Genomic DNA, 26,316 nt, shown 5'->3' with positions numbered 1-26,316 from the left:
CAATGTTTTTAATAGAAGGTAAGTGACGATGAACTTTTCAAAAATGCATGGACTTGGAAATGATTTTATGGTCATTGATGCGGTAACGCAAAATGTTCATCTTTCAACAGAAATGATAAAACGCCTTGCTGATAGATACACAGGTGTTGGTTTCGATCAGCTTTTACTTGTAGAGCCTCCTTATGCGCCAGATACTGATTTTCATTACCGAATTTTTAATGCAGATGGAAGTGAAGTTCAGCAGTGTGGAAATGGCGCTCGCTGTTTTGCTAGATTTGTTCGTTTAAAAGGTTTAACCAAAAAACGTGTTTTAAAAGTGAGCACGGTAAAAGGGAATATTGTACTAACAGTTAATGATGATGAAACAGTCAGAGTTAATATGGGGCAACCTATTTTTGAACCAAGTAAAGTACCGTTTAAAGCAATAAAAGAAGAAAAAACTTATATTATTCGAGCACAAGAGAACACCGTATTATGTGGTGTGGCTTCAATGGGAAATCCCCATTGTGTGCTACAAGTCGATAATATTCTCACCGCTGAAGTGGCCACACTTGGACCGCTATTAGAACAACATGAACGTTTTCCTGAACGAGCAAATGTCGGATTTATGCATATCATTAATCGCAACAACATTGATTTACGGGTGTTTGAGCGTGGTGTTGGCGAAACACAAGCTTGTGGAACTGGTGCTTGCGCTGCTGTTGCAGTCGGCATTAATCAAGGATTATTGAATAATAAAGTCAATGTAAACTTGCCTGGTGGTAAGCTTTTAATTGAATGGCAGGGAATGAATCAACCACTTTATATGACAGGGCCAGCAATCCATGTCTATGATGGATTTATTGCGATATAACTATAAGATTATTCGTTTTGTAATCATAAATTCGTCATTAAATAAGTTAATAGTTTAAATGGATGCAGTGATTCTCTTTGAGTTTTATTTACACAAATATTATAAATAAGTGATAACAGAGATTAAGCATGGTTGCTAAAATAACACGCGCTCATAAAGCAAAATATACAAGGCGAGTTGCCGACAAGCCTACTTTGAATGATGAAATAGTCAGTCAATATTTGATGGATAATCCCGATTTTTTTATTCGTAATGCTAATCATCTCCAAAGCATGCAGATCCCTCATCCCATTCGTGGTGGTGTTTCATTACCTGAATGGCAAATGGCAAGGCAACGTAATAAAATTGGTCAGTTAGAGTCCGAAATTACCTTATTGATGGAATATGCCAGTAATAATGAATTGCTTTTCAATCAATTTATGGATTTGCAGGGACAATTAATTAAAGCAAACGATCTTAATGATTTAGATAATATATTAAAAAGTTGGGCCAAATCTTTAGGTCTTAGCGGCGCTTATTTATATCTTTTTGATGATAAATGGTTACTCAATGCACCTTCTATTCATCATCACTATGCATTAAATTGCCTACGTTTTGATTTTATAAGAGTTAGGCATTTACAATATAGTCATCAGTATTTGGGCACTTTAAATACTACTGAGCTAGATTTTCTATTGCCAGAACATGGTTATGTCGGTTCAGTTGCTTTATCGTTATTAGGTCAATTTGGCGATTTAGGATTGCTCATGTTTACCAGTGCCGATCCTCATCATTATCAAGCTGAGCAAGGAACATTGTTATTAGAAAGAATTAGTCTAATATTACCAATATTAATTGAAAAATGGGTCATGCGAAAAAAATAAGGCAGATTATGAATCTTTCATCTCAAAAAAATGTCGATTTATTAACTCAGCCAGTCGAACAGTTTTTAAATTATATCAAATCAGAAAAGCAACTTAGTTTAAATACTCAAATTAATTATAAACGTCAACTCTATGCACTGATTTCATTAGCGCAAGAAATCGAACTGAATAAATGGCAAGATTTAGATTCATCGGCAGTAAGATTATTAATTAGCCGGAGTAAACGCACTGGTTTACAGGCTAGAAGCTTATCTTTAAGATTATCTGCCTTACGAAGTTTTTGTGATTGGATGGTAAAAAATGAACTTATTGTCGCCAATCCTGCACGCGGTGTGTTAAATCCTAAAGTAGGGCAACATTTGCCTAAAAATATTGATATTGATGAGATTAATCAACTCTTGGATATAGAATACAACGATCCGTTGTCAGTACGAGACCGAGCCATGCTTGAGCTTATGTATGGTTCGGGTTTACGACTTTCTGAACTCGTTAATCTTAATTGCCGGCAGTTAAATTTAAATGATGCTGAAATAAAAGTGATGGGAAAGGGCAGCAAAGAGCGTAAATTGCCATTAGGTCGAGAGTCGATAAAATGGATCAAGCATTGGTTATCGATGCGTGATTTTTTAGAGCCGCAAGATGATGCTCTGTTCATTTCTAAATTAGGTAAACGCATATCCCCACGCAACGTAGAAAAACGATTTGCACAATGGGGAGTTAAACAAGGTTTAAGCGTTCATGTGCACCCGCATAAATTACGTCACTCATTCGCCACTCATATGTTAGAATCAAGTGGTGATTTAAGAGCTGTACAAGAATTGCTTGGTCACGCTGATTTGTCAACAACACAAGTTTATACGCATTTGGATTTTTCACATTTGGCAGAAGTTTATGATTCTGCACACCCCAGAGCGAAAAGAGGAAGTAAATAATGCATTTTTACCGTTCAATTAATTCTATTAAAGCCATTACTTTCGATCTTGACGATACACTGTATGACAATAGTACAATTGTTGAAAAATCTGAACAAGAAATGATAAAAACGCTGCATATTTGTCCTCAATTACAGAATGTGACTTTAACTGATTTTCATGTCGAAAAAAATGGTGTGTTATCAGCCAATCCAGAAATTTATCACGATGTGATTATTTGGCGAATTGAGACAATTAAATCGCTTTGTATTAAAGCCAAAATTTCAACCGCTAAGATTGCACAGATAGTTGATGATGCAATGACAACGTTTAATTTTTGGCGCCATACAATGAATGTTCCTCAATCTACGCACACTTTATTAGCTTTGTTAGCAACAAAATTTCCTTTAGCTGTCATTACTAATGGAAACGTTGACATTAACAAAATCGGTTTAGGTGACTATTTTCAATTTTTCCTTCGTGGTGGTGCTAATGGTCGTTCTAAGCCTTTTCCTGAAATTTTCAATTTAGCCGCCGATAGGCTAGCGCTACCGGCTGGTAATATTTTACATGTTGGTGATAATTTAATAACTGATGTTAATGGCGCGGTTAATAATGGATTTTTAGGGTGCTGGCTAAATATTTTTGATCAAGATATTTTGCAGCTTACCGATGCAAGATGTTTACCTCATATTGAGATAACACAATTGCCTGAATTAGAGAATCTGATATAATTCTTGCAAAGTCTGTATAAATAGACAGTAAAGCTGACAGTAATTATAAATTACTGTGATTTAAAACCTATCTTTTATCCTATTTGCTTATCGTCTACATACGACATCTAAAAAATAATGAAAGAATGAATAATGTATATAAAATTGATACCGGTTACCGGTTTGTATTATCAAAATGGGTTAATTTATAATGGAAATTAGACAATCATTATTAGACGACCTAAATACCGAACAAAAAAATGCAGTGACTACTGATAACCAATATACCGTTGTGTTAGCAGGTGCGGGAAGTGGGAAAACTCGCGTTTTGGTTCATCGTATTGCTTGGCTCTGCATGGAAAAACAATACCCTTCTAATTCAATTTTTGCCGTTACCTTTACCAATAAAGCTGCCGCAGAAATGCAAGAGCGTATCGAAGCATTAGTTGGAGAAGGGTACTTTAGTGGTATGTGGATTGGTACCTTTCATGGATTAACACACCGATTATTACGTATGTTTGCCCAGCAAGCTAAGTTGCCATCGAATTTTCAATTGATTGACTCTGAAGATCAAATTCGGCTTATCAAACGCATTTTTCGAGAATTGAAAATTGATGAAAAACAGTGGTCGGCAAAAGAGTGCGCTGCGTTTATATCAAACCAAAAAGAAAAAGGTTTTCGTGCTAATGATATCACGCCTGAAGATCCTAAACAAATCATGTGGCAAACCATCTATCGCGATTATCAAGCTATTTGTGATAGAGTAGGATATGTTGATTTTTCAGAATTAATTTTAAGAGTTTACGAATTACTTTGCCAAAATGATGATGTGTTAAATTATTGTCATCACCGTTTTTCCAATATTTTGATTGATGAATTTCAAGACACTAATTTGATTCAATACCGATTAGTGCGAAAACTGGCTGGTCATACTGCCAATGTTATGATTGTTGGTGATGACGATCAATCTATCTATAGCTGGCGAGGCGCGAATGCTGACAATTTACAATTATTTATTCATGATTATCCAGATTCTGACATTATCCGTTTAGAGCAAAATTACCGTTCAACAAGTAATATATTAGATGCAGCCAATATATTAATCGCTAAAAACCAAAATAGACTCGGTAAAAATTTATGGACAGATAGTGGTGATGGCGAAAAAATCTCACTTTATGTTGGTTTTAATGACATTGATGAAGCCCGATTTGTAGTTGGTCAAATAAAAAAACACCATGAAAATGGTGAAAACTACGCGAGTTGTGCCATATTATATCGAAACAACGTGCAATCACGAATTTTTGAAGATACGTTATTGCAATCAGGCGTGCCTTACCAAATTTATGGTTCTATTCGCTTTTATGAGCGGCAAGAAGTCAAATTGGCTTTAGCTTATTTACGATTATTACATGATCATAATAATGACATGGCTTTTGAAACTACGATAAATACCCCTACAAGAGGTATTGGCAATGTCACGCTTGATAAAGTCAGGCTAACAGCTAAGCAACATAGTCTTTCATTATGGGATGCTTGCTTAATGTTAATCCAAAGTAATTCGCTAACTGAACGTCAGCGTTCAGGACTCAGTCGCTTTTTACAATTGATGGATTCAATCTATGATGAAGTCGGTTTGTTACCTTTTTATAAACAGCTTGATGTCATGATTCGTTTATCTGGTTTACAGCAAATGTATGAGCAAGAGCCAGGAATAAAAGGTCAATCAAGATTAGAAAACCTTGAAGAACTGGTTTCGGCAGCAGAACAGTTTTTTAAAATCAATGAAAATACTGTAATTGAAGATAGCCAAACCGGTAAAACATTAACAGTATTAGAGTCATTTTTAGCTTTTACCTCACTTGAAAGCCGTGATGTGATTAAAGAGCAAGATTCTGTTCAACTAATGACACTCCACGCTGCTAAAGGACTGGAGTTTGATAATGTGTTTATCGTTGGCTTAGAAGAAGGCATATTCCCAGCACAACGCTCTATTAAAGATAATGATAAAATGGAAGAAGAGCGCCGTTTGGCATACGTTGGTATTACTCGAGCTCGAAAACATTTAACGTTAACGTTATGTGAATTAAGACGACTTTATGGGCGTGAAGAACGTAACTTACCATCACGTTTTTTGAGTGAATTACCGGTTGAAAACCTTAATGAGGTCAGTTATCGAGGTATGATAACTTCATCAGAATTTAAATCTGATGATTTAAGTCATGATGCACAATTTTATCAAGAACGTAAAAAGTCTTACCTTGAAAAGCAACGTGAAAGTGATGGTTATGTATTAGGTCGCAAGGTTAAACATCAACGATTTGGTGAAGGTACAATCATTAATTTAGATGGTGAAGGCGATCATAGACGAGTGCAGATTGCTTTTATTAATGAAGGAATAAAATGGTTAGTGGTTAAACTGGCAAATCTTACATTACTATAAAAAGTTTAAAAATTCTGATTCAACAAGGACAAAGTGCAATATTTAGCCTTGTTGAATTACACTTTACAACCTTGCTTGTTCTTGTACTGATTCGGTAAAAATTTTATCAAAAGATTGATCTGTACGATTACAAATCCATTGCTTATTGACATAATCAAAATGGTATCCTTGTTTAGCTGTAGCTAACCAAATTTGGAAAAGCGGCTCTTGAGTATTGACAATAATTTTACTGTGATTAGGAAAACTGATCGTAATAACATTGCCATTAGTTTCGTAGTCAATATCTATGTCTTGTTCGTCAGCAAATTTATCTAAAAAAAGCTCGATCTGATTATAAAGTTGATCGGTAATAGTATGAAATTCGGTTATATTCATAGAAAAATAATCTAAATGGACAATGAAAAGATTTTAACATAAACCCTATTAACCTGCCACAATCAAGTGGCAGTCAAATAGTTATCTGTATTTATTCAGTAATAGGTAAAGAGCAGGCAACAATGAGTAATCGGCGTAGTTCATCGTCATTATTTGTCATTGCGACCCAGCGGTTTGGAGTATCATTAGTACCGATTAAATCACCTTCGCCGAAGTAATTTGCAAATAACTGTATATTTCCTTTAGCCATCTCCATTTTGTCACAATTTGCAAATTGTTCAATGACTAATGAGCGATATGAAATTTTATTACCATCACTATTATCTTGTTCGATTGCTGGCGTATAGTTGACAATTTGCGAAAATACTCGAATTCGTTTGTTGTAAGGGTGGAGGGCAATAGATGTTCTATCAATGAATGAATAACCAGTGGATTTGTCGTCTTTAGATTTACTTATCGAAATAAATTGCTGACCAACGTGTTCATTATGTAAAATTTCATTTACGTCTGATGTTGTTTTTTCGTCAACAGTATCATTGATTGGTGCTATTTTAGTATCGACACTATTACCAAACGCAGAAAAAGAAGACAGAATCAATAATAAATATAATTTTTTCATTTAAATCTTATCCCCGCCTTTTGATTTATTTTCTGTTGATGTTTTACTCATGTCTTTCTTTTGTTGAGATTTTAGATTTTCTTCATTCTCTTTTTGTTTTTTTAGCTTATAAGCTTTAATTTTTTCTTGACGTTTAGCTTCAATTTTAGCATCTAAGGGTTTCATGTCTGGGCGAGTTAAATAAAGAATATCTTTTTCTATATCGCCTTGAATTGAACAAGCTATTCGGCTCTGATTATCGGCAATATTTTCTAAATAGAGTGATTTTTCAACCGTCCAAAGTCGTGGAATAACCATATCAATTGAGTATGGGTTATCCTGCCAAAGAAGGGCTTTATTTTTTTGATCATAAATTTTAGGATTAGCGATATAGACTTGATTATTGTAAGGTAACCAGTTGAGGTTTTTTAAATTATTTTTAACTTCATCTAAATTATTATTAAAGATAAATCCCCAATAATAAAATTTGCCAGATAATGTAGTGGGAATATAGATGTTTTGATAACCAACTATTGTTAATCCTTTATATTTAATTGGTTTTTTCAACATTGTTGTATTGCTATTATCATATTCCATTGATTGAACGGGAATATAGGCAATATTTTCAAACGAATCTAAGTCGGCATATTGGCTAAAATATTTCTTATTTTTAGCTAACTGTTCAAAAAATTGACTGTCGCATTGAAGAAATGAATCAATTATCTCATCTGTGTTATTCTCTTTTGCTGCATTTTGTGCAATAACCATGCAAGAAAGTAATGAAGAGCAAATAAAAACCGAAAGTTTCTTTATAAGCATGGAGAGGATCCTTTTATAATAATTCTTCTGCCAATGTGTGTAAAGTATTGTAAAGTAATGTAAATAATGTTGTCAATCATCTGTATGTAAATCTTCAATGAAGATAAGTAAATTACCATTTTTAAATGATATTTTTACTAAATCACTGATTGCCTTATTTCGTAAACTCGTTAACTCGCCTAACTTCAACGTTGCATTAGTCAGCGGATATTGAACACCATCAATAGATAATTTGATTACTTTTGGAAAAGGCATCAATGAGATAATTCGATTTTTTATACCGGTGAGAACTTGCTGGTGTTTAGCAAAAAAGAAATGGCAATAATTATCATAAAAAGTGATATCAAATTGTTGATGATATTGTTTTGCAACTGATAAGTTACCTAAAAAATGATCACTAGCATGACCGCAGGCACCATACACAATAAAGCGTTTTATTCCTTTATCGGCTAAAAATAACATCGCTTTTTCAAAGTCAGTTTTATTTTGATCAGGCGTGTGAATCACTTGAGTCGTGTTTGGTGTGTTGCGATCACGGTGAAAACTATCTAAATCACCAATAATATAATTGGGAATGATTGAGGTTGATGATAAATAATTATGATATGCTCCGTCAGTTGCCGCTATACAGCAATAATTATCGCTAGTGTTAGGGTAGTGCTTTGGCGGCTCCCCATTAACAAATAGTAATGCGGTATGGTTTTGCATTCTTATATTCCTCTGTTTTATAAGGCTAATGTCAAAGCCATAATGATTGCATCTTCTTGTTTACCATCTGTAGTTGGATAATAATTTTTTCTAATCGTAATTTGATTAAAACCAAGTGAATGATACAACAAAATAGCGGCCTTATTTGATTGTCGAACTTCTAACCAAAGCGTGGTGATAGGGTTAGATGGGTTGATTGTCGTTAACTTGTCAATAAGGCAGTTGAGCAACGCTTTTGCTAATCCTTGTTTTCTAAACTTAGGATGTATCGCGATATTAAATAAGTTTGCTTCATCGGCCACTAATTGGCATATGCAAAATCCAATTATTTTGTTATTAATCGTGAGCTTCAAATTTAAATAATGATCGCCTTGGTTAGAGAAGAACGTCTGTTTAGGCCATGCAATAGGATGGCAAAGTTGTTCTAATGCATAAGCTTCTGATAAATCATGCTTGTTTAGGATGGAAATAGTTTTCATATTGACATAATTGTTGCCAAAGCTGGCGTTTTTGTTGTGGTGCATTGGCTAAGGCATCTAAATTCGTTGTTTGAATCACTAACTGATTTTGCCACGATTCATCTGGTTGAATATCAATAAACCATACCACTTTATTTATTTCATTAGCAGGAATAATGAGTTGCGATGGCGTAAGCACCAATACGTGTTCAGTGCTAAGACTAATGGCATTTAAAATATCCTGATATATTTTTTGTGTTGGCTTTTGTTCTGCAACAACAATTAAGCGGATTTCATCACTAATATGTGTTGCAAGTTCACCTTTGAACGCCGCTGCATCACGCAAAACATATTGTGTGATATTACATTGCTTTAAATACCAATCTTGTTCAGTCATGATTAAGAAAGTGTTTTTTTGTTAGAGATTAAGAGACGTTAATTGTATAATCAACGGCTAAATTTATAAAGGTTTTTTCATTGAGGTAATATGGCAACATCTGCTTTTACACCAGCAAGTCAAGTAATAGAGCGACACGAGAGTATCTTTAACAATAAAAATGTTATCTTTGCTGGCGATATTCAAGACAGTTATCCGGCAAGTTTTTCGGCGCATAACATCAAAATTCATTGTTCTCAGTTTCATACCTATTTACGACTAAAAAATTACACCCATAAGGTCGAAACGCTTTTTGCTTTGCTACCTGATTCTACCTTTTACACAAACATGGATACGGTCATCTACTATTGGCCAAAAACAAAAAGTGAAGCGCAGTTTCAGTTGTCTTACTTATTACATAACATGGCTAAAGGGAGTGATATTTTTATTGTTGGTGAAAACCGCTCAGGGATTAAAAGTGTTGAAGCTTTGTTAAATGAGTTTGGTTCCATCCAAAAAATAGATAGTGCCAGACGTTGCAGTTTATATCATTTTCAAGCCGATCATCGTTTGGCCTTTGAGTTTGAAAAATGGTGGTTGAGCTATCATTTAACAATCGATAATCACGACATTGAAGTGAAAAGTTTACCAGGCGTATTTAGCCAAAAAGGGTTAGATGCGGGTAGTGAATTGCTATTAAATGCATTGATGGAACATGCAGACATTGTTAAAGGACATGTTTTAGATGTCGGATGTGGCTCGGGTATTTTGGCAACAGTGCTTGCTAAATTATATCCTGATATTACGTTAACACTGTCTGACGTTAATAGTGCGGCATTAGAATCAAGCAAAGCAACGTTAGCGAGTAATCATTTATCAGCCAGTGTTGTTGCCAGTGATGTTTTTTCTAATTTGAATGATAAATACCATTTGATTATATCAAATCCGCCTTTTCATGATGGCAAGCAGACCGATTATACTGCGGTTAATGCTTTAATTAGCCAAGCCAAAAAACATTTAAAATTGAATGGTTATTTGTGCATAGTAGCAAACTCATTTTTACCCTATCAAACGATTTTAAATGACACGTTTAAGAGTGTAGAAGTGATAGCACAAACGACAAAATTTAAAGTCTATTTAGCCAGTCATTAATAAGTAATGATAATCGAATATTCATGCGTGAGTAAAGTGAACTAGATCACGCGTGAGAATTGTTGCTGTCTTGCCATACGGCGCATATAACTATCAAAACACATACATATATTACGAATTAATAAATGTCCTTTGGGTTGTACAACAATGGTATCATCACTAATCATGACCAGACCATCTTGTTGTAATGGTTTGAGTAAAGATAAGTCTTGCGCAAAATAATCATCGAACTGAATAGTAAATTTTTGCTCTATTTGTTTTTTGTCTAAATAAAAATGACAAATAAGCTGTTTAATCACATCACGCCGAATAATATCATCATTATTTAAATTAAAGCCTTTCCATAAACCATTGCCAGTTTGTTCAACTTGGTTTTGATAAATTTTTAGATCTTTTTGATTTTGCGCATAACTATCACCCAGCATGCTAATTGCCGATACACCAAGTCCCAGTAAATCAGCATCACCTTGCGTGGTATAACCTTGAAAATTGCGGTGCAATTTATTTTGCTGCTGCGCGATTGCCAGTTCATCAGTGGGTTTAGCAAAGTGATCCATACCGATAAATTGATAACCAGCTTGGGTTAATTTTTCGATACAGGTTTGTAAAATCTGCAATTTTTGATTAGCGTTAGGTAAATCCTGATCTTTGATCTTTCGCTGAGCGGCAAAACGACTAGGAAGATGAGCATAATTAAAGACACTCAATCGATCTGGTGAAATATCGATAACCTTATTTAAGGTTTCGGTAAAACTTTCTACTGTTTGTTTAGGTAATCCATAGATTAGATCCAAGCTAATTGAATGGAAATGATTTTTACGTGCTTGCTTAATTAATGAGCGGATTAGATTTTCATCTTGTTCACGATTAATTAAATTTTGAATTTCGTGATTAAAATCTTGAATTCCCATACTCAGTCGATTAAATCCGAGGCTAGCAAGATGATCAATAGTTTGAGGAGTAATTTCCCGTGGGTCAATTTCAATTGACAGTTCAGCATTTTGCGCGAAATTGAAATGCTTTCTTAGCGAAACAATCAGGCGGGTAATTTCATCGTTGGTCAAAAAGGTTGGGGTACCGCCGCCCCAATGCATTTGCGAGACAATACGGTTTTTGAATAGTTGTGATCGCTTTTCAATTTCAATATCGAGTATATCTAAATATTTAGTAACTTTTTGAGTCTGGCGGGTAACTAGTTTGTTACAACCACAAAAATAACAAAGCTTATGGCAAAAAGGGATATGAACATAAAGCGATAATGGTCTATCGGGATAACGATTGGCCGCCGCTAAAAAATCTTGGTCATTAAAATTTTCATTAAATTCGAGCGCTGTTGGGTATGATGTATATCTCGGACCAGAATAATTATATTTTTCAATTAATCTTTGATCCCATAATTGCGTTTGAATTTTATTATTATTTTTATTTAATTCGGCATCTAACATTGCTATTTCCATGATTTTTTTTAATTGGTTTTTGTTTAGTTTTGATTTTGGTTCTATTTTTTATACGATTGGTTTTTTTTAAAAATAGTAGCGTACAAATCAATAATCCAAAATATAAACTAAGCATTATTAGTAATGGCATTATGTTCTCATTATTTATCTAAGCTGATTTGTATTGAACAATACCGATTTTAAGGTCATATCAATTAAAATCGCTGTATTTTAATTGATATGACTTAAATACTTTATAATCACATTCACGTCGGATTATGATCATTTAATCGATTTTTAATGACGTTTTAATAAATTGACGATATCGTCTTTCGCTTCATCTTGTTCATCATCAAAATCATCATCACTATAACCAAGCTGTTGCATCAGCTCTTCTATACGGTTTAGTTTGCTATCAAGGTATGACTGTTGCTCTTTGGTTAATTTACTATCACTTTCGACTAAATCAAGTAGTTGCTCTAATTTTGCATCATTTTCTAATTGTTCTAACTCTTCTTGAGGGGATAAGCGTTTTTTTATTGGTTTTGACTCTTTGACTAAAACAGGTTTGCTTGTTGCATCATCCGCAACTAAGGCAATTGGCTTTTTACTACCAATTCGCGGATCTTTAATGGTATTGGATGATTTTTTATGTTGATTATTATCTTGACCATTAAAACGTGAACCGCTCGGTAAACCTTTATGTTTACGTTTGCGTTTCAGTTCACGCGACTCTTCATTTATTTCTTGACGGCTTTTTTTGGGTTTTAGCTTCGATTTAGTTTTTAACATATAATCTCAATTTTATATTCAAGTTAAATTTTACGTTTATATTTTATCAGTAACTCACTTAGATAGCTACGATGAAGCATCAATGCTAATTTGTGATTGTAAAAAATAAGAATTATGTATAATCTGAACCGATTATTTTTGCATTAATCATCAAAGAGAAAAGTAAAATATGAAGAATCATTTGAGTCCTTATATGCAATTTAGCCGTAAAGAGTGGGCAAGTTTGCGTAATGCGGTACCAATGACTTTAACTTCCGAAGAATTAACTTCGTTACAAGGAATTAATGAAGATTTATCGATGGATGAGGTAAGTGAAATCTATTTGCCTTTATCTCGACTACTTAATTACTATATTAGTAATAGCCTTTCTAGGCAGGTTGTGTTATCAAAATTTTTAGGTAAAAGTCAGAAAATCCCTTATATTATTGGTATCGCAGGTAGTGTGGCTGTCGGTAAAAGCACCACTGCTCGAGTATTACAGGCGCTTTTGACACGTTGGCCTGAACATCGCAAAGTTGCATTGGTGACAACCGATGGATTTTTGTATCCAAATAAATGTCTTGAACAACGTGGAATAATGAATAAAAAAGGCTTTCCACAATCTTATGATATCAAAAAATTGATTAATTTTGTTGCTGACATTAAGTCAGGGCAAAAACAGGTCAGTGCCCCTGTTTATTCGCATTTAGTTTATGACATTGTCGAAAATGAAGAAATTATTATAGACAGTCCCGACATTTTAATTCTTGAAGGATTAAATGTTTTACAAGGTTTAGTCAATTATACTCAAGCTAACAATCGGGTATTTGTTTCTGATTATGTCGATTTTTCAATATATGTCGATGCACAATTACCGTTATTACATGATTGGTATGTCAATCGATTTTTGAAATTTAGAGCTGGGGCATTTAGTGATCCTAATTCCTATTTTCACCATTATTCACAGTTGCCAGAACAAGAAGCTGTGAATATTGCTAACCGCCTTTGGCGAGAAATTAATGAATTAAATTTGATCGAAAATATTTTGCCAACACGGGAACGAGCAAGTTTGATTCTAACCAAAGGGAAAGATCATAAAGTTGATTGTATACAACTGAGAAAATAAACAATTGGGGAAATGAATATGAAAAAAGTAATAAAGTTAGTCAGTAAATTAAGTATGTTGACTTTGGTCACAACCTGCTCAATGAACAGCTTTGCGCAAAATCATCAATCTGAAGGGCTAACTTGTGAAAGCAAAAAGCAGGCTATTCAAGCCGAAATTGAACAAGCTAAAAGCCATAATAACAGCCATAAAATTAACGGGCTTGAGAAAGCGCTTGATGAAGTTAATACGCATTGTAGTAATGCCGATTTAGAGTCAAAATATAAGCAAGATATTGCCGAAAAAACGGATAAAGTTGCTGAAAGAAAAAACGAATTAGCTCAAAAGACTGAAAAATACGCTAAAAATAGTAAAAAGTTCGATCAAGAAAAAATTGATAAGTTAAAAGCAAAAGTACAAAAAGCCGAACAAGAATTAGCGGACGCTAAACAAAAACTTGCTGATTATTATCAACAAGTAACAATTAAATAGATGAATTGCTAACCTACTTATTTTTTATCTTCACGCTATCAATTTTAATATTGATAGCGTTTTTAACATCACGTTAGACAGCTATTATCCTAGACTTTTGCCATCAAAAATAGTAAGGTGTGCGCCTTACTACGTGGTTCGTGAACCTCCCACGCTAAAAAACTAAGGAAAATTTAATGAGCAAAATTACACTACTTGGCGACCAATCAGTTCGCTATCCAACAGACTATTGTCCAAATATTTTAGAAACCTTCGATAATAAACATCCTGGTAATGATTATTTTGTTAAATTTAACTGCCCGGAATTTACCAGTCTTTGTCCGATAACCGGTCAACCGGATTTTGCTACGATTTATATTTCGTATGTACCAAATATTAAGATGGTGGAGAGTAAATCACTCAAACTGTATCTATTTAGTTTTCGTAATCATGGCGATTATCATGAAGATTGCATTAATATCATCATGAAAGATCTGATTAAGTTAATGGATCCTAAATATATTGAGGTTTGGGGAAAATTTACACCGCGCGGTGGTATCTCTATCGATCCTTATGCCAATTATGGTAAAGCTGGCACCAATTGGGAGCAGATAGCGATGAACCGTTTGGCTAATCACGATCTTTATCCTGAAAAAGTTGATAATCGCTAATTTTTGTCGAAAAAATCAAATCGGAACAGTTAAAAATGCAAAATCGTAAAGCACTAGTGATATTTTCTGGTGGGCAAGATTCTACCACCTGTTTACTGCAAGCCATTGCAGATTATGGACGTGAAAACGTCGAAACCATTAGTTTTCAATATGGTCAACGACATGCCATTGAACTTGAAAAAGCGAAATGGATTGCTGACGATCTTGGTGTGAAACAAACCGTCATCGACACTTCAGTGATCAAACAAACGACCAATAATGCGTTGATTGATGACGCGCAGGAAATTAAAGCTGCCAAAGATGGGGATTATCCTAATACCTTTGTTGATGGGCGCAATATGCTATTTTTATTGTTAGCAGGCTGTTATGCCAAACAACAAGGTATTAAAGATATTATTATTGGCGTATGTGAAACTGATTTTAGTGGTTATCCGGACTGTCGAGATATCTTTATCAAATCGATGAATGTGTCAATGAATTTAGCTATGGATTACGCTTTTAATATTAAAACGCCTTTAATGTATCTTACCAAAGTGCAAACATGGGAAATGGCCGATAAGCTGGGTTATTTGGATTATATCCGAAACCATACCCATACTTGCTATTATGGCGTAGAGGGTGGATGCGGTAAGTGTCCTAGCTGCATTCTTCGCGAGAAAGGTTTAAACCAATACCTTAATCATTCAAATTAATTGTCATACTGGGTTCACTCACCCCATAAAAAAGGAAAATTTATGTATCTGAACACGCATTCAGAGCAAACAAGCAAATTTACTCACACGCAACAAATGAAAGCCCTTGGCTGGCTTTCGTTTTTTCATATTTTGGTTATTGCTTCAAGTAATTATTTGGTGCAAATCCCGTTTGATATCTTCGGGTTTCATACCACTTGGGGGGCTTTTACCTTTCCATTTATCTTTCTGACTACCGATTTAACCATTCGGGTATTTGGTGCTAGTCTTGCCAGAAAAATTATCTTTGTTGTTATGATACCGGCATTACTGTTCTCTTATTCCATTTCGGTTGTATTTTTTGAAGGGCATTGGATGGGATTTTCAGCTTTGTCTGATTTTAACAGTTTTGTTTTCCGTATTGCCTTAGCCAGTTTTGCCGCTTATTTAGTTGGGCAATTGATGGATATTACTGTGTTTAATTATTTACGTAAAAATAGAGCATGGTGGGTAGCACCTTCGGCATCAGCTGTATTAGGTAATGGTATTGATACGATTGTCTTTTTTGCGATCGCATTTTATAAAACGAGCGATGAGTTTATGGCAACGCATTGGGTTGAAATTGCCGCTATCGATTATAGTTTTAAAATTATTATCTGTGGCTTATTCTTTTTACCGCTTTATGGCATTATTTTGAACTTTATCTTAAAAAAATTAATTATCAAAACATCGTAAATCAGCTATTAATTATCGAATAATATTAGAAAATATAGATATTTAGAGCTTATTGGCCTCATGATAAGTTCTAAATGTCATAATCCTCCTTCAATAACCTCGTTCTGCCAATTTTTTTACTAATTTAAAAAATTTATTTATCTCAAGATCGGCTAAAAATCTTGATAAAGATTCTTTGCTAATGTTTATGCAATAGGACATAATATTGACAATAAAATAACAAGTATATTTACCTGTAATAGTAAGGATTAGATGAAAAAATGAGATTGATAAAACAGTTGGCTGTGTTAGGTTTGTTTTTGACGTTATGTGCTTGTGACGATCAAAAAGAGAAAACTGTCGATTTAGAAAGTACTAATAAAACGGAATTAATTACAGATAATACTACGCATAATTCGAATGGTAATTCGCAATCTCATAGTTCGTTTAATCCAACACCTGAATTAATTGAAAAATATAAAGGTAAAAGCCTAAAAGTTATCGATAGTTCAGAAGTTATTATTGATGGTACAAGTACTTTAGTTGTGACGTTTTCTGTTCCTATCAATCCAAAATTGAATTTTTCAAATTTATTGAGATTGGTTGACAAAGAGAGTGGTGTGGTTGATGGCGCTTGGGAGTTGTCTGATAATGGCCTTGAATTAAAACTTCGTTATCTTCAACCAGATCGTAAATTAGTTTTAACTATTGATAAAATGTTATCAGCTATTAATGATAGTCATTTACCCGAAGTTTATCAAACCGAGATAACCACTCAAGACCGTAAGCCAACAGTCGGCTTTGCAAGTACTGGATTATTATTACCAAGTAAATCGATGAGTGGGTTACCTATTACCACGCTCAATGTTGACAAAGTTGATATAAACTTTTTCAAAATTAAGCCAGAAAAATTATCCAGTTTGATCGATAATTATGGCTTTATTAATATGTTATCCATTTGGCGTTCGCAAGAAATGAGCGAATTTACTGACTTAGTTTATTCCTCAAGATTTGATCTTAATCCTAAACCGAATGCTCAAGAAACCATTATCGTTAACCTTTCTAACATTACTAAACTCAATCAAGAAGGGGTTTATATTGCGGTAATTAATCAAGCAGGAACTTATAATGAATATAACTCAGCAACAATATTTTCAATAAGTAATATTGGGGTTTCACTTCATCACTATAAAAATGGTAAATTAGCGGTAATGGCTCATGGTTTAGATAACGGTAAACCACTGGCCAATATTAATTTATCACTGCTATGCCAAACCGAAAATAGTAACAAAACATGTAAAAACCTGACAGCAACAACAGATAAAGATGGTTATGCTGAATTTACCAAAACAAAAAGCTCTGCCTATAACATATTGACGGCTACTGATGGCCAGCAAACCTCATTTGTGACGATTGATCGAAACGCACTCAATTTAACGGATTTCAATCTATCTGGTACGCCGTTTTATCAAAAACAATTGTTTGTTTTTGGCCCTCGTGATCTTTATCGTCCAAAAGAAACCGTCTATTTCAATGCACTATTACGCGACGCAGATGGTCAGCCATTACCTGAACAACCCATCATCGCTGAGGTGATATCGACTAATGGTCGAGTGGTTGAAACTTTCCATTTAAAAAGTCGTGCAGATACCAATGGTTTATATCAACAACAGTTTGTTATTCCCGATGATGCCGCAACAGGTAATTGGACAATTCGTTTTAATTTAGGTGATGATAACTTTCGCCAATGGAACTTCAAAGTAGAAGAGTTTTTGCCAGAACGTATGGCAATGGAAATTCACAGTGTATCTGATGAGCCAATTCTAAAGGATGAAGATGTTTCCTTTGATATCAAAGGTTGGTATTTATATGGCGCACCTGCATCCGGTAATCGCTTAGATGCGAATCTTTATTTAAAGAAAGCCGACACTATTGCTGGATTAGCTGATTTTAAAATTGGTCCAGTTACTGATGATAATCTATATGAGGATCTAGATTCTTTAGGGTTGGAGTTAGATAACGATGGCTTAACTCAAATTGATGTGAAGAAAGTTTATTGGTCCGAAACGCAATCGCCTGTCAAAGTTGTTTTACAAGCTAGTTTGCTAGATTCTGGCGGTAGGCCGGTTACACGTTATGCAACGCAAACTATTTGGCCAGCACCTAAAATGCCGGCAATTCGAGCATTATTTGAAGACTCGCCTTATTATGATTGGAATAGCGATAATTATTTACAGCGTCCTACTGTAGACATAAATAGTAATGCTGAATTCGAAATCGCTTACGTTGATACGCATGGTGAAAAATTAGGTACAAATTCATTAAAAGCTAGACTGATTCGTGAGCGTTATAATTATTATTGGGTGTGGTCAGATGTAGATGGCTGGAGCCAAAGTTACAACTCCAAGGAGTTTGTCGTTTCGGAAGATCAGTTATCGATTGAGCCAGGCAGTACCACAAAAATAGCCTATCAACCAACCGATTATGGGTCTTACCGTGTTGAAGTTGTCGATACTAACACTCAAGTCGTAACAAGTTTTCGATTCTGGTCTGGTTATGACTGGGAGGATAATACTCAAGGTACTAAATCGGTACGTCCAGACCAAGTTAAGTTAAGTATTGATAAGCCATCTTACAATCCAGGCGATGTCGCTAAAGTTAATGTCCAAGCACCTGTCGCAGGGTCTGGCTATATTTCTCTTGAAACCAACGATGGCACCATTTGGAAAAAAGCCATTACAGTGGGTGAAGAAGGTTTAGATGTCGACATTCCTATTGAAAAATGGGGACGACATGATATTTACATTAGTGCCATGATTGTTCGCCCGTCGACGGACGCTTCAGTGCAAACTGTCAAACGCGCAATTGGTTTGCTTTATTTACCGATTGATACGGCTAATCGTCAATTAAATTTTTCAATTGATGCACCCGTACAAGTACAACCAGAAAGCGTTGTGCCGATTAAAATTAAAATGGATCCATCATCTATCCAGAAAGATAAAAAAGTGACTGTATTGGTTTCAGCAGTTGATTCTGGCGTGTTAAATATTACTGATTATGTCACCCCCGATCCTTATGCTGGGTTCTTAGGGCGTAAACGTTATAATGTCGATATTTATGATGTCTATGGCAAATTAATTGAAGCTACCGGCCGTAATGTTAACATGAGCTTCGGTGGTGATGCGATGGGCGCTGGCGGGAAAAAACCGTCAAATGACGTTCAAATTGTTGCACAACAACTCAATACCATTGAGTTAAATGACGAAGGTGAAGGTGAGATTAATTTACCTTTACCTAATTTTAATGGTGAACTACGAATAATGGCGCAAGCATGGGATGATAACCGTTTTGGTAAGGCGGATAAAAAAATGAAGGTTGCCGCGCCGGTTGTGGTTGAATTATCTACGCCGCGATTTTTATCTGGTGGTGATCGCGCTGTATTAGCGTTAGATGTGCATAATTTGACTGATAGCACACAAACTATGCAAATTGAAGTATCAACCGCGGGTTTGATTAAGCAAAATGAAGCACAAACGATATCGGTTAAACTTGATAGTAAACAAAAAGAGATTATTCAAATTCCTGTAATTGCGGATTATGGTTATGGTGCAGGTTCAGTGACGATAGCGGTCAAAGGTATTTTACTCGAAGGTAATTCAGAGGTTAACATTGAACGTTCATGGTCAATTGGCGTAAGACCAGCCTATGCTGGTACAACGCGATCTTATGTAGCAGCATTAAATGCCAATGAAAGTTGGCAATTACCAGACCAAGCATTAACGGGATTAATTGATAACACTGTTGCTGGGCAGTTGGTTATCTCTAATCAACCACCCTTGAATATTGCTCAATATATCAAAGCATTATTTGCATATCCTTACGGTTGTTTGGAACAAACAACCAGTGGTTTATTCCCATCGCTATATGCCAATAGTGAACAACTTGCAGAGTTAGGCATTCAAACCGATGCTGATGATAAACGTCGTGAAAAAGTACAATTGGGTATTTCACGTATCTTATCAATGCAACGCAGTAACGGCAGCTTCGGTTTATGGAATAGCCATAACGAAGAAGAGCATTGGTTGACTGTGTATGCAACTGACTTCTTATTGCAAGCTAAAGAACGGGGTTATCAAGTTAGTGATAAAGCGCTTGATTTAGCAATGACGCGCATAGGTCAATATATTTATGATGCATCTGCATTTAATAATCTTAATTATTATGGAGATTCGCGTAATCTTGAGTTTACTAAGTTGTCAATTAAAGCTTATGCATTAATGGTGCTAACTAAACAAAATAAAATTACCTCAGCAATGCGTAACGAGATAAATTATTTATCAGACAAAATTAATAGTGATAAGTCATTTATCTATTCACCACTACCTTTAGCGCAATTAGCAGTTGCTGCAAAATTGAATGGTTATCAACCTATCTATGAACAATTAATACCATTAATTTTCAGCACGCCATATCAGTATAATAATAACTGGTTAGGTAATTACGGCAGTGAAATACGTGATAGAGCATTAATACTCTCTTTACTGTTAGATAACAATATGGCTCAAAATAATCAAGCTAGTTATTTATTTAATCTATCGGCGTTATTAAATGATAAACGCTATTTTTCAACACAAGAGCTAAACGCATTGTTTATTGCTGGTTGGTCATTAGAACAACATAGCACTGGTCATAAATTCAACGTGTCGATAAATGGTAAAGTTAATGAAGTGACTTCGGCCTTTTCACACGCTTATGATTATGATGGGTAAGCTCAAGGGTTAACGATTAATAATGTAGAATCGGGTGAACCACTTTATATTAAGTTTTCTGTTACTGGTTATTCCAAAATAGCACCAGCACCAACGTCACCTGATGATTTCTTTAATATCAGTCGACGCTATTACGATTTGCAGGGTAATAACATATCACCAACAACTTTAGAGGTTGGTTCAATGATGGTTGTAGTTCTAGATGTAACGGCTAAAAAACCGGTTAATGATGCATTGATTGTTGATTTTTTACCAGCAGGTTTAGAACTTGAAAATCAAAATCTTTCTAATAGTAGCGTAAATTTATCATCAATTCCTGCTATAGCTGATTTAATGAAAGGTGAGGATATTAGTGATATTAAATATCAAGAATATCGAGATGATAGATATGTTGCCGCCGTTAATCTGCAAACATATGTAGCGCGTGATACCTATCGTAAACGTATCGTTTATTTAGTTAGAGCGGTAACGCCAGGCGATTATATGATTCCTTATCCCTATGTTGAATCTATGTATCGTCCAGATCGTTTTGCGATAGGACAATCACCTGATTTGATGACAATTTCAAATCCGAAAAAGGAACAAAATTAATCAAATATCAATAAACTTAACTGATTATTCCGCCAAAGTATTTGGCGGAATTTTTATTTGTAAGTATATTTAGCAAGGTCACATAACAACGATAATGAAAAAACACTTCTATAAATTATTCAAATTTGTATTGATATTATTGGTTTTATTAGTCGGTAGTTTTTTGATTGCTGATTCTCTTTTTCCATTATCTATTTCCCAAAATAAAACTACGCAAACGGTTGTTGCTGAAGATGAAACACCCTTATGGCGATTTGCAGACCAAAATGGTGTTTGGCGTTATTCGGTCAACCTTGATGAAGTGCCCGACTATTATCTTGACGTTTTATTAAATTATGAAGATCGTTATTTTTACGATCATATCGGTATCAATCCGGTTTCTTTAGTTCGTGCAGCTTGGCAAAATATAGCTAATGATCGAATCATTTCCGGAGGCAGTACTCTCTCTATGCAAGTGGCGAGATTATTATATCCACATGATCGAACACTGCTCGGTAAGCTAAAACAGCTTTTTCGAACCCTGCAACTTGAATTACATTATAGTAAAAAGGAGATTTTAACTTTATATATTAATCATGCTCCTTATGGTGGCACAATAGAGGGTATTGGCGCAGCAAGCTGGTCCTATTTTGGTAAACATCCCAAAGCGTTAACAAGAAGTGAAGCTGTATTATTAGCCGTATTACCTCAAGCGCCCAGTCGATTGAGGCCTGATCGATTTCCTGAAAGAGCGAAGCAAGCTCGCGATAAAGTATTAGATAGATTGGCGCAATATAAGGTGTGGCCTAATGATTTGATCGATCAAGTCCGACGTGACGAAGTTTGGGTCTATCCACGAAAAGCACCGCAGTTGGCGCCTTTATTGGCTTATCGTCTAAAACAGAAATATCCGAATGAGGATATTATTCATTCCACTATTGATGCTTCGCTTCAATATAATTTAGAAGATTTAGCCATCAATCGAGCCTCACAACTACCGCCTAAAACATCATTGGCTATTTTGGTTGTCGATCATACTGATATGACAGTTAAAGCGTATATCGGTTCAGCTGATTTTAATGACAAAGAGCGCTTTGGCCAAGTGGATATGATTAGTGCGTTAAGATCGCCTGGCTCTACACTAAAACCCTTCATTTATGCTTTTGCCATTGATGATGGTATGATTCATTCAGAATCGTTACTCCAAGATGTTCCACGTATTACCACTGATTATCGACCCACTAATTTTGATGAGGGATTTAATGGCCCGGTTAGCGCATCGGATGCGTTAAGTAAATCATTAAACTTACCCGCGGTACAATTAATTGAGTTATATGGGCCAAAACGATTTGCCGGTAAATTGGCTGGCATCGGTTTACCGTTATCGTCCATAGCAAATGAACCGAATATCTCTTATATATTAGGTGGCGCTTCTGTAAGAATGGATAATCTTGTCAGCGCTTATAGTGCATTTGCAAGGCATGGTGAGGTGAGTCCTTTGCGCTTTACTCAACAAGCGCCATTAATTACTAAACCCCTTATTTCAGATGGTAGCGCTTGGATAACAAGACAAATGCTAATTAATAATAATTTATTAGCTTATAAAACCGGAACCAGTTATGGCTATCGTGATGCTTGGGCGATAGGTATCAATCCACGGTATTTAATTGGCGTTTGGGTAGGGCGGCCTGATGGAACACCTGTTGTGGGGCAATATGGTTCAATCTCTGCAATGCCAATTTTACAACATGTTAATTCTATTTTATTAAACCGAGAAAACCGTTTAAATCGTCCACTTATTGCTTATCCAAAACCAGAATCAGTATCATCTATAAAAATTTGTTGGCCATTAGGGCAACCGCTTCCTGAGTCAGATGCAAACTGTCACCGCCAAAAAACAGCATGGGTATTGAATAATATGGTTCCACCAACATTAAGCACCTATAGTGAGTTAAAAAATAATATTTATCGTTCTGGTTCGATAACGATTTGGGTTAATGAACAAGGTGAGCGTGTCGCGGCGGATTGCCCTGGCGCGCAAAAAAAACAAGTCGCGCTATGGCCAGTATCCTTAGAAAACTTTCTATTAACCAAAGAGAAAAGACGGGCTTTATTGCCACCAATTGATAAACGTTGTCCTGTAATGGGGCAAGATGTTTTTATGTCACTCAATATTGTTGGACTAAATGATAAACAATTGCTTAGGGCATTGCCCGGCAACAATCAAGTCACCGTTGATTTAACACCAGAGGGGGGATATGGAGAAAAATGGTGGTTTTTAGATGGCAATCTTATTGCACATTCGTTGGATAGTGATAAAGTTGCAGTCACTTTATCACAAAAAGGTGAACACTTTTTATTATTGTTAGATGAAAGTGGTCAAATTGCACGTGTCAAATTTAGCTTCAATTAATGAGGATTAACTTATGGCTATAGAACGAACTTTATCAATTATCAAGCCAAATGCAGTTCGTAAACAGATAATTGGTGAGATTGAAACGCGTATATCACAAGCAAAATTGAATATCATTGCATTAAAAATGTTGAAATTAACACAAGAACAAGCGGCGGGCTTTTATGCTGAACATCAAGGTAAACCGTTTTTTGACAATTTAGTAAAATTTATGACATCTGGTGCAATTGTTGTGCAAGTGCTTGAAGGTGAAAATGCAATTAAACGTTATCGTGAATTGATGGGGCCAACCGATTTATCTAAAGCGGCTGCGGGCACGTTGCGAGCAGATTTTGCTGACAGTGTGACTGAAAATGCAGTACATGGTTCGGATTCAGCAGCATCAGCCGAAAGAGAGATTGCTTACTTTTTTGTCGAAAATGAAATAATAGGAAGCTAAAGCGATTTATAAAATGAAGATGTTATGCGAGTTAGCAACAACATATTGTACAAACAGACATCTAAAAATATTTATGATTAATCATCTACACTATACGTCACCTTTCAATTTACATGAAAGATAAGTTTAATAAAATATATATAATTAATGCCGGCGCAAATATAGTAAATAGGGGATAATTTTTTACTGAAGCTAATACTACAAATAAAGTTTTTTCATTGGTGATCTTTTATTAGTGGAATAGACTATTTTGCAATATGTAATTTAAATGTTTGATTTTTAAGAGCTTGTACGGATTCTATATCAAGATGATTATCAGTAATAATGTCAGTAAAGCGGTTTAGTGGTATAGACGTAAATAAAGAGTAAGAATTATATTTACTACTATCTGCAGCAAGAACAACTTTATCTGCTTTTTCAGCAAAGCTGGCTTTAATTAGTGCTTTATCTTCAGTTGGTGCTGTTACACCTTTACTTAGGCTCCAAGAGTTACAACTAACAAAGGATATATCAGGATTAATTTGTAATAACAAGGAGCGACCATGTTCACCGATGCAAGATTGGCTACTGTCATCAATTTTGCCACCAATTATTGTGACTTCAATTTGTTTAAATTCAGACAAAAATAGCGCAATATGTAAGTCAGATGTAATGACCCTAACTGGCATTTGCGTAATTCTTTTTGCTATTTCTAATGTCGTTGTTCCGGCATCAAGAGCGATTGAGTCACCAGGTTTTATTAGCTTTGCAGCTACATCTGCTATAAGTTGTTTTTCGTTAAAATTTTTATGGATTTTTTCAAAAGTAGTTGGTTGACTAGGAATAAAACGGTTTAGTGTTACGCCCCCATGTGTTCGACTAATGACACCTTGTTGATCTAATTTGATTAAATCGCGTCGAATAGTAGCAGGAGAGGCTTCAGTTGCGATAACTAACTCTTCGACTGTCACCAGATTATGAATTTTTAAGTAGTCCATGATTTGCTCAAGTCGATTGTATTTTCCCACTGAAAATTTCTCCTTCTATTTTTTACTTAGATAACAGTTCCGCTAATCGAATCGATTCTATCATACTATCTGGTTTTGCAACACCTTGCCAAGCAATATCATAGGCGGTTCCGTGGTCAGCGGATGTGCGAATGAACGGTAAACCAGCGGCAATATTTACACCATCATAAAATCCTAATAACTTAAGTGGAATATGACCTTGATCGTGATACATGGCAACGACCATATCAAATTTGCCTTGATGTGCTTGTAAAAATACGGTATCTGGAGCACAGGGGCCAATGGCATCAATTCCACATTGACGCATTTTTTCGATAGCGGGCGTAACAATTTTAATCTCTTCATCACCAAATAAACCATGCTCACCAGCATGAGGATTAACGCCTGCAACGGCAATTTTAGGGTGTTTAATACCAATTTTTGTAAGGAAATCATTAGCAATTTTAATGACTTTTTCAATACGTTCACTACTTAAGGTATCTAAAAATTTACGTAATGAAATATGAGTTGTGACATGGATGACTTTAAGTGAATCGGTGTAAAGCACCATTGCTACATCTTTGCTATCGGTTAATTTTGCTAATAATTCGGTGTGTCCTGGATACATATGCCCAGCAGAATGTAAGGCCTCTTTATTAAGTGGTGCAGTCGCAATACTTGATACTTCACCATTCAAAGCAAGTTCTGTCGCCTTTTTTACGCAACGATAAGCCAAATCACCAGCTTGGGGTTGAATGATTCCAGGTTTTAAAGTATCAATATCGTCCAATTTAATATCAATAACATTAATAATATTAGGTTGAAAAATTGCATTACTAACCTGTTCAATTACATTAATTTTTACATTAGTAAATAATCCCATTTTTAATTGTTTTTTTAGGACATCCGCAGAACCGACTACAACAGAATGTATATTTTTAAGTACTTCTGATTGTAAAGCTTTTACAATAATTTCTGGTCCAATACCAGCTGGATCGCCCATTGTTATCGCTACGATCTTTGACATCGTATTT

25 protein-coding genes and 1 riboswitch are annotated in these 26,316 nt (G+C 35.2%); of the genes, 15 read left to right on the top strand and 10 right to left on the bottom strand.

What is annotated here, in order from left to right:
- The first annotated feature begins 28 nt into the window (after nt 1-28).
- From dapF to uvrD, 5 genes are all read left to right on the top strand, one after another.
- The gene (gene dapF, locus J3U63_RS00845; protein WP_267370196.1) at nt 29-853 is read left to right on the top strand and encodes a diaminopimelate epimerase; all 825 of its coding nucleotides are present in this window, start codon (nt 29-31) and stop codon (nt 851-853) included.
- Between the two features lie 128 nt (nt 854-981).
- A complete protein-coding gene (locus tag J3U63_RS00840; protein WP_267343821.1) occupies nt 982-1,716 on the top strand; it encodes a DUF484 family protein in 735 nt (244 codons plus the stop codon).
- 8 nt (nt 1,717-1,724) lie between these two features.
- The gene (gene xerC, locus J3U63_RS00835; protein ID WP_267343822.1) at nt 1,725-2,648 is read left to right on the top strand and encodes a tyrosine recombinase XerC; all 924 of its coding nucleotides are present in this window, start codon (nt 1,725-1,727) and stop codon (nt 2,646-2,648) included.
- Nucleotides 2,648-3,361 carry a 5-amino-6-(5-phospho-D-ribitylamino)uracil phosphatase YigB gene (yigB, locus tag J3U63_RS00830; RefSeq protein ID WP_267343823.1) on the top strand — a complete coding sequence of 238 codons (714 nt, stop codon included), beginning with the start codon at nt 2,648-2,650 and terminating at the stop codon, nt 3,359-3,361. Before xerC ends, yigB begins: the two co-directional genes overlap by 1 nt.
- Nucleotides 3,362-3,551: 190 nt before the next feature.
- Nucleotides 3,552-5,780 (top strand): DNA helicase II, encoded by a 2,229-nt coding sequence (gene uvrD, locus J3U63_RS00825; RefSeq protein ID WP_267333112.1) that lies wholly within the window; start codon nt 3,552-3,554, stop codon nt 5,778-5,780.
- A 63-nt stretch (nt 5,781-5,843) separates the two neighbouring features.
- Here uvrD and cyaY read toward each other — a convergent pair whose 3' ends face one another.
- The 6 genes from cyaY to J3U63_RS00795 form a co-directional block, all read right to left on the bottom strand.
- Nucleotides 5,844-6,155, bottom strand: a complete 312-nt coding sequence (gene cyaY / locus J3U63_RS00820) for an iron donor protein CyaY (protein ID WP_267333111.1) — start codon at nt 6,153-6,155, stop codon at nt 5,844-5,846.
- Between the two features lie 91 nt (nt 6,156-6,246).
- Complete coding sequence (locus J3U63_RS00815) at nt 6,247-6,774, bottom strand: surface-adhesin E family protein (RefSeq protein ID WP_267343824.1); 528 nt, start codon at nt 6,772-6,774, stop codon at nt 6,247-6,249.
- A complete protein-coding gene (locus tag J3U63_RS00810) occupies nt 6,775-7,572 on the bottom strand; it encodes a hypothetical protein (protein WP_267343825.1) in 798 nt (265 codons plus the stop codon). It lies immediately after the preceding gene.
- A gap of 72 nt (nt 7,573-7,644) precedes the next feature.
- The gene (locus J3U63_RS00805) at nt 7,645-8,280 is read right to left on the bottom strand and encodes a thiamine diphosphokinase (RefSeq protein ID WP_267333108.1); all 636 of its coding nucleotides are present in this window, start codon (nt 8,278-8,280) and stop codon (nt 7,645-7,647) included.
- Between the two features lie 17 nt (nt 8,281-8,297).
- A complete protein-coding gene (gene rimI / locus J3U63_RS00800) occupies nt 8,298-8,759 on the bottom strand; it encodes a ribosomal protein S18-alanine N-acetyltransferase (RefSeq protein ID WP_267370195.1) in 462 nt (153 codons plus the stop codon).
- Nucleotides 8,728-9,135, bottom strand: coding sequence for a DNA polymerase III subunit psi (locus J3U63_RS00795; protein ID WP_267333106.1), 408 nt, complete (start codon nt 9,133-9,135; stop codon nt 8,728-8,730). Before J3U63_RS00795 ends, rimI begins: the two co-directional genes overlap by 32 nt.
- Before the next feature lie 90 nt (nt 9,136-9,225).
- Here J3U63_RS00795 and rsmC point away from each other — a divergent pair, with 90 nt between their 5' ends.
- The gene (rsmC, locus tag J3U63_RS00790) at nt 9,226-10,266 is read left to right on the top strand and encodes a 16S rRNA (guanine(1207)-N(2))-methyltransferase RsmC (protein WP_267333105.1); all 1,041 of its coding nucleotides are present in this window, start codon (nt 9,226-9,228) and stop codon (nt 10,264-10,266) included.
- Between the two features lie 41 nt (nt 10,267-10,307).
- On the opposite strand, the gene hemN is transcribed toward rsmC, so the two are convergent.
- Together hemN and yihI are read right to left on the bottom strand one after the other, a co-directional pair.
- Nucleotides 10,308-11,711, bottom strand: coding sequence for an oxygen-independent coproporphyrinogen III oxidase (gene hemN, locus J3U63_RS00785; protein WP_267333104.1), 1,404 nt, complete (start codon nt 11,709-11,711; stop codon nt 10,308-10,310).
- Between the two features lie 288 nt (nt 11,712-11,999).
- Entirely contained in the window at nt 12,000-12,494 is a 495-nt protein-coding gene (yihI, locus tag J3U63_RS00780) for a Der GTPase-activating protein YihI (protein ID WP_267343827.1), read from the bottom strand.
- 169 nt (nt 12,495-12,663) lie between these two features.
- Between yihI and coaA the strand changes: the two genes are divergently transcribed.
- The 9 genes from coaA to ndk all read left to right on the top strand — a co-directional run bounded on the left by coaA (nt 12,664) and on the right by ndk (nt 24,296).
- Nucleotides 12,664-13,599, top strand: coding sequence for a type I pantothenate kinase (coaA, locus tag J3U63_RS00775; RefSeq protein WP_267333102.1), 936 nt, complete (start codon nt 12,664-12,666; stop codon nt 13,597-13,599).
- An 18-nt stretch (nt 13,600-13,617) separates the two neighbouring features.
- Nucleotides 13,618-14,070 (top strand): DUF1090 domain-containing protein, encoded by a 453-nt coding sequence (locus J3U63_RS00770; RefSeq protein WP_267343828.1) that lies wholly within the window; start codon nt 13,618-13,620, stop codon nt 14,068-14,070.
- A 127-nt stretch (nt 14,071-14,197) separates the two neighbouring features.
- Nucleotides 14,198-14,242, top strand: a riboswitch (PreQ1 riboswitch).
- 4 nt (nt 14,243-14,246) lie between these two features.
- Nucleotides 14,247-14,720: a preQ(1) synthase gene (gene queF, locus J3U63_RS00765; RefSeq protein ID WP_065633549.1), complete on the top strand. Its 474-nt coding sequence runs from the start codon at nt 14,247-14,249 to the stop codon at nt 14,718-14,720.
- A 14-nt stretch (nt 14,721-14,734) separates the two neighbouring features.
- The gene (gene queC, locus J3U63_RS00760) at nt 14,735-15,412 is read left to right on the top strand and encodes a 7-cyano-7-deazaguanine synthase QueC (protein ID WP_267343904.1); all 678 of its coding nucleotides are present in this window, start codon (nt 14,735-14,737) and stop codon (nt 15,410-15,412) included.
- Between the two features lie 42 nt (nt 15,413-15,454).
- Nucleotides 15,455-16,126, top strand: a complete 672-nt coding sequence (locus J3U63_RS00755) for a 7-cyano-7-deazaguanine/7-aminomethyl-7-deazaguanine transporter (RefSeq protein WP_267333100.1) — start codon at nt 15,455-15,457, stop codon at nt 16,124-16,126.
- A gap of 260 nt (nt 16,127-16,386) precedes the next feature.
- Nucleotides 16,387-20,874, top strand: coding sequence for an alpha-2-macroglobulin family protein (locus J3U63_RS00750; RefSeq protein WP_267370194.1), 4,488 nt, complete (start codon nt 16,387-16,389; stop codon nt 20,872-20,874).
- Nucleotides 20,875-20,889: 15 nt separating this feature from the next.
- Nucleotides 20,890-21,465 (top strand): hypothetical protein, encoded by a 576-nt coding sequence (locus J3U63_RS00745; protein WP_323849517.1) that lies wholly within the window; start codon nt 20,890-20,892, stop codon nt 21,463-21,465.
- 94 nt (nt 21,466-21,559) lie between these two features.
- The gene (gene pbpC, locus J3U63_RS00740; protein ID WP_267343830.1) at nt 21,560-23,857 is read left to right on the top strand and encodes a penicillin-binding protein 1C; all 2,298 of its coding nucleotides are present in this window, start codon (nt 21,560-21,562) and stop codon (nt 23,855-23,857) included.
- A 13-nt stretch (nt 23,858-23,870) separates the two neighbouring features.
- Complete coding sequence (ndk, locus tag J3U63_RS00735; RefSeq protein WP_267343831.1) at nt 23,871-24,296, top strand: nucleoside-diphosphate kinase; 426 nt, start codon at nt 23,871-23,873, stop codon at nt 24,294-24,296.
- A gap of 245 nt (nt 24,297-24,541) precedes the next feature.
- Here ndk and J3U63_RS00730 read toward each other — a convergent pair whose 3' ends face one another.
- Together J3U63_RS00730 and pdxA are read right to left on the bottom strand one after the other, a co-directional pair.
- A complete protein-coding gene (locus J3U63_RS00730) occupies nt 24,542-25,303 on the bottom strand; it encodes a DeoR/GlpR family DNA-binding transcription regulator (protein WP_267343832.1) in 762 nt (253 codons plus the stop codon).
- Between the two features lie 22 nt (nt 25,304-25,325).
- Nucleotides 25,326-26,309 carry a 4-hydroxythreonine-4-phosphate dehydrogenase PdxA gene (pdxA, locus tag J3U63_RS00725; RefSeq protein ID WP_267343833.1) on the bottom strand — a complete coding sequence of 328 codons (984 nt, stop codon included), beginning with the start codon at nt 26,307-26,309 and terminating at the stop codon, nt 25,326-25,328.
- Between the last annotated feature and the right edge of the window lie 7 nt (nt 26,310-26,316).

Origin of the sequence: Gilliamella sp. B2838, from assembly GCF_026536185.1 — a bacterium.
Lineage (GTDB): Bacteria > Pseudomonadota > Gammaproteobacteria > Enterobacterales > Orbaceae > Gilliamella.
Note: the sequence above shows the minus strand (reverse complement) of the source record. Positions and strands in the feature narration are given on the sequence as shown.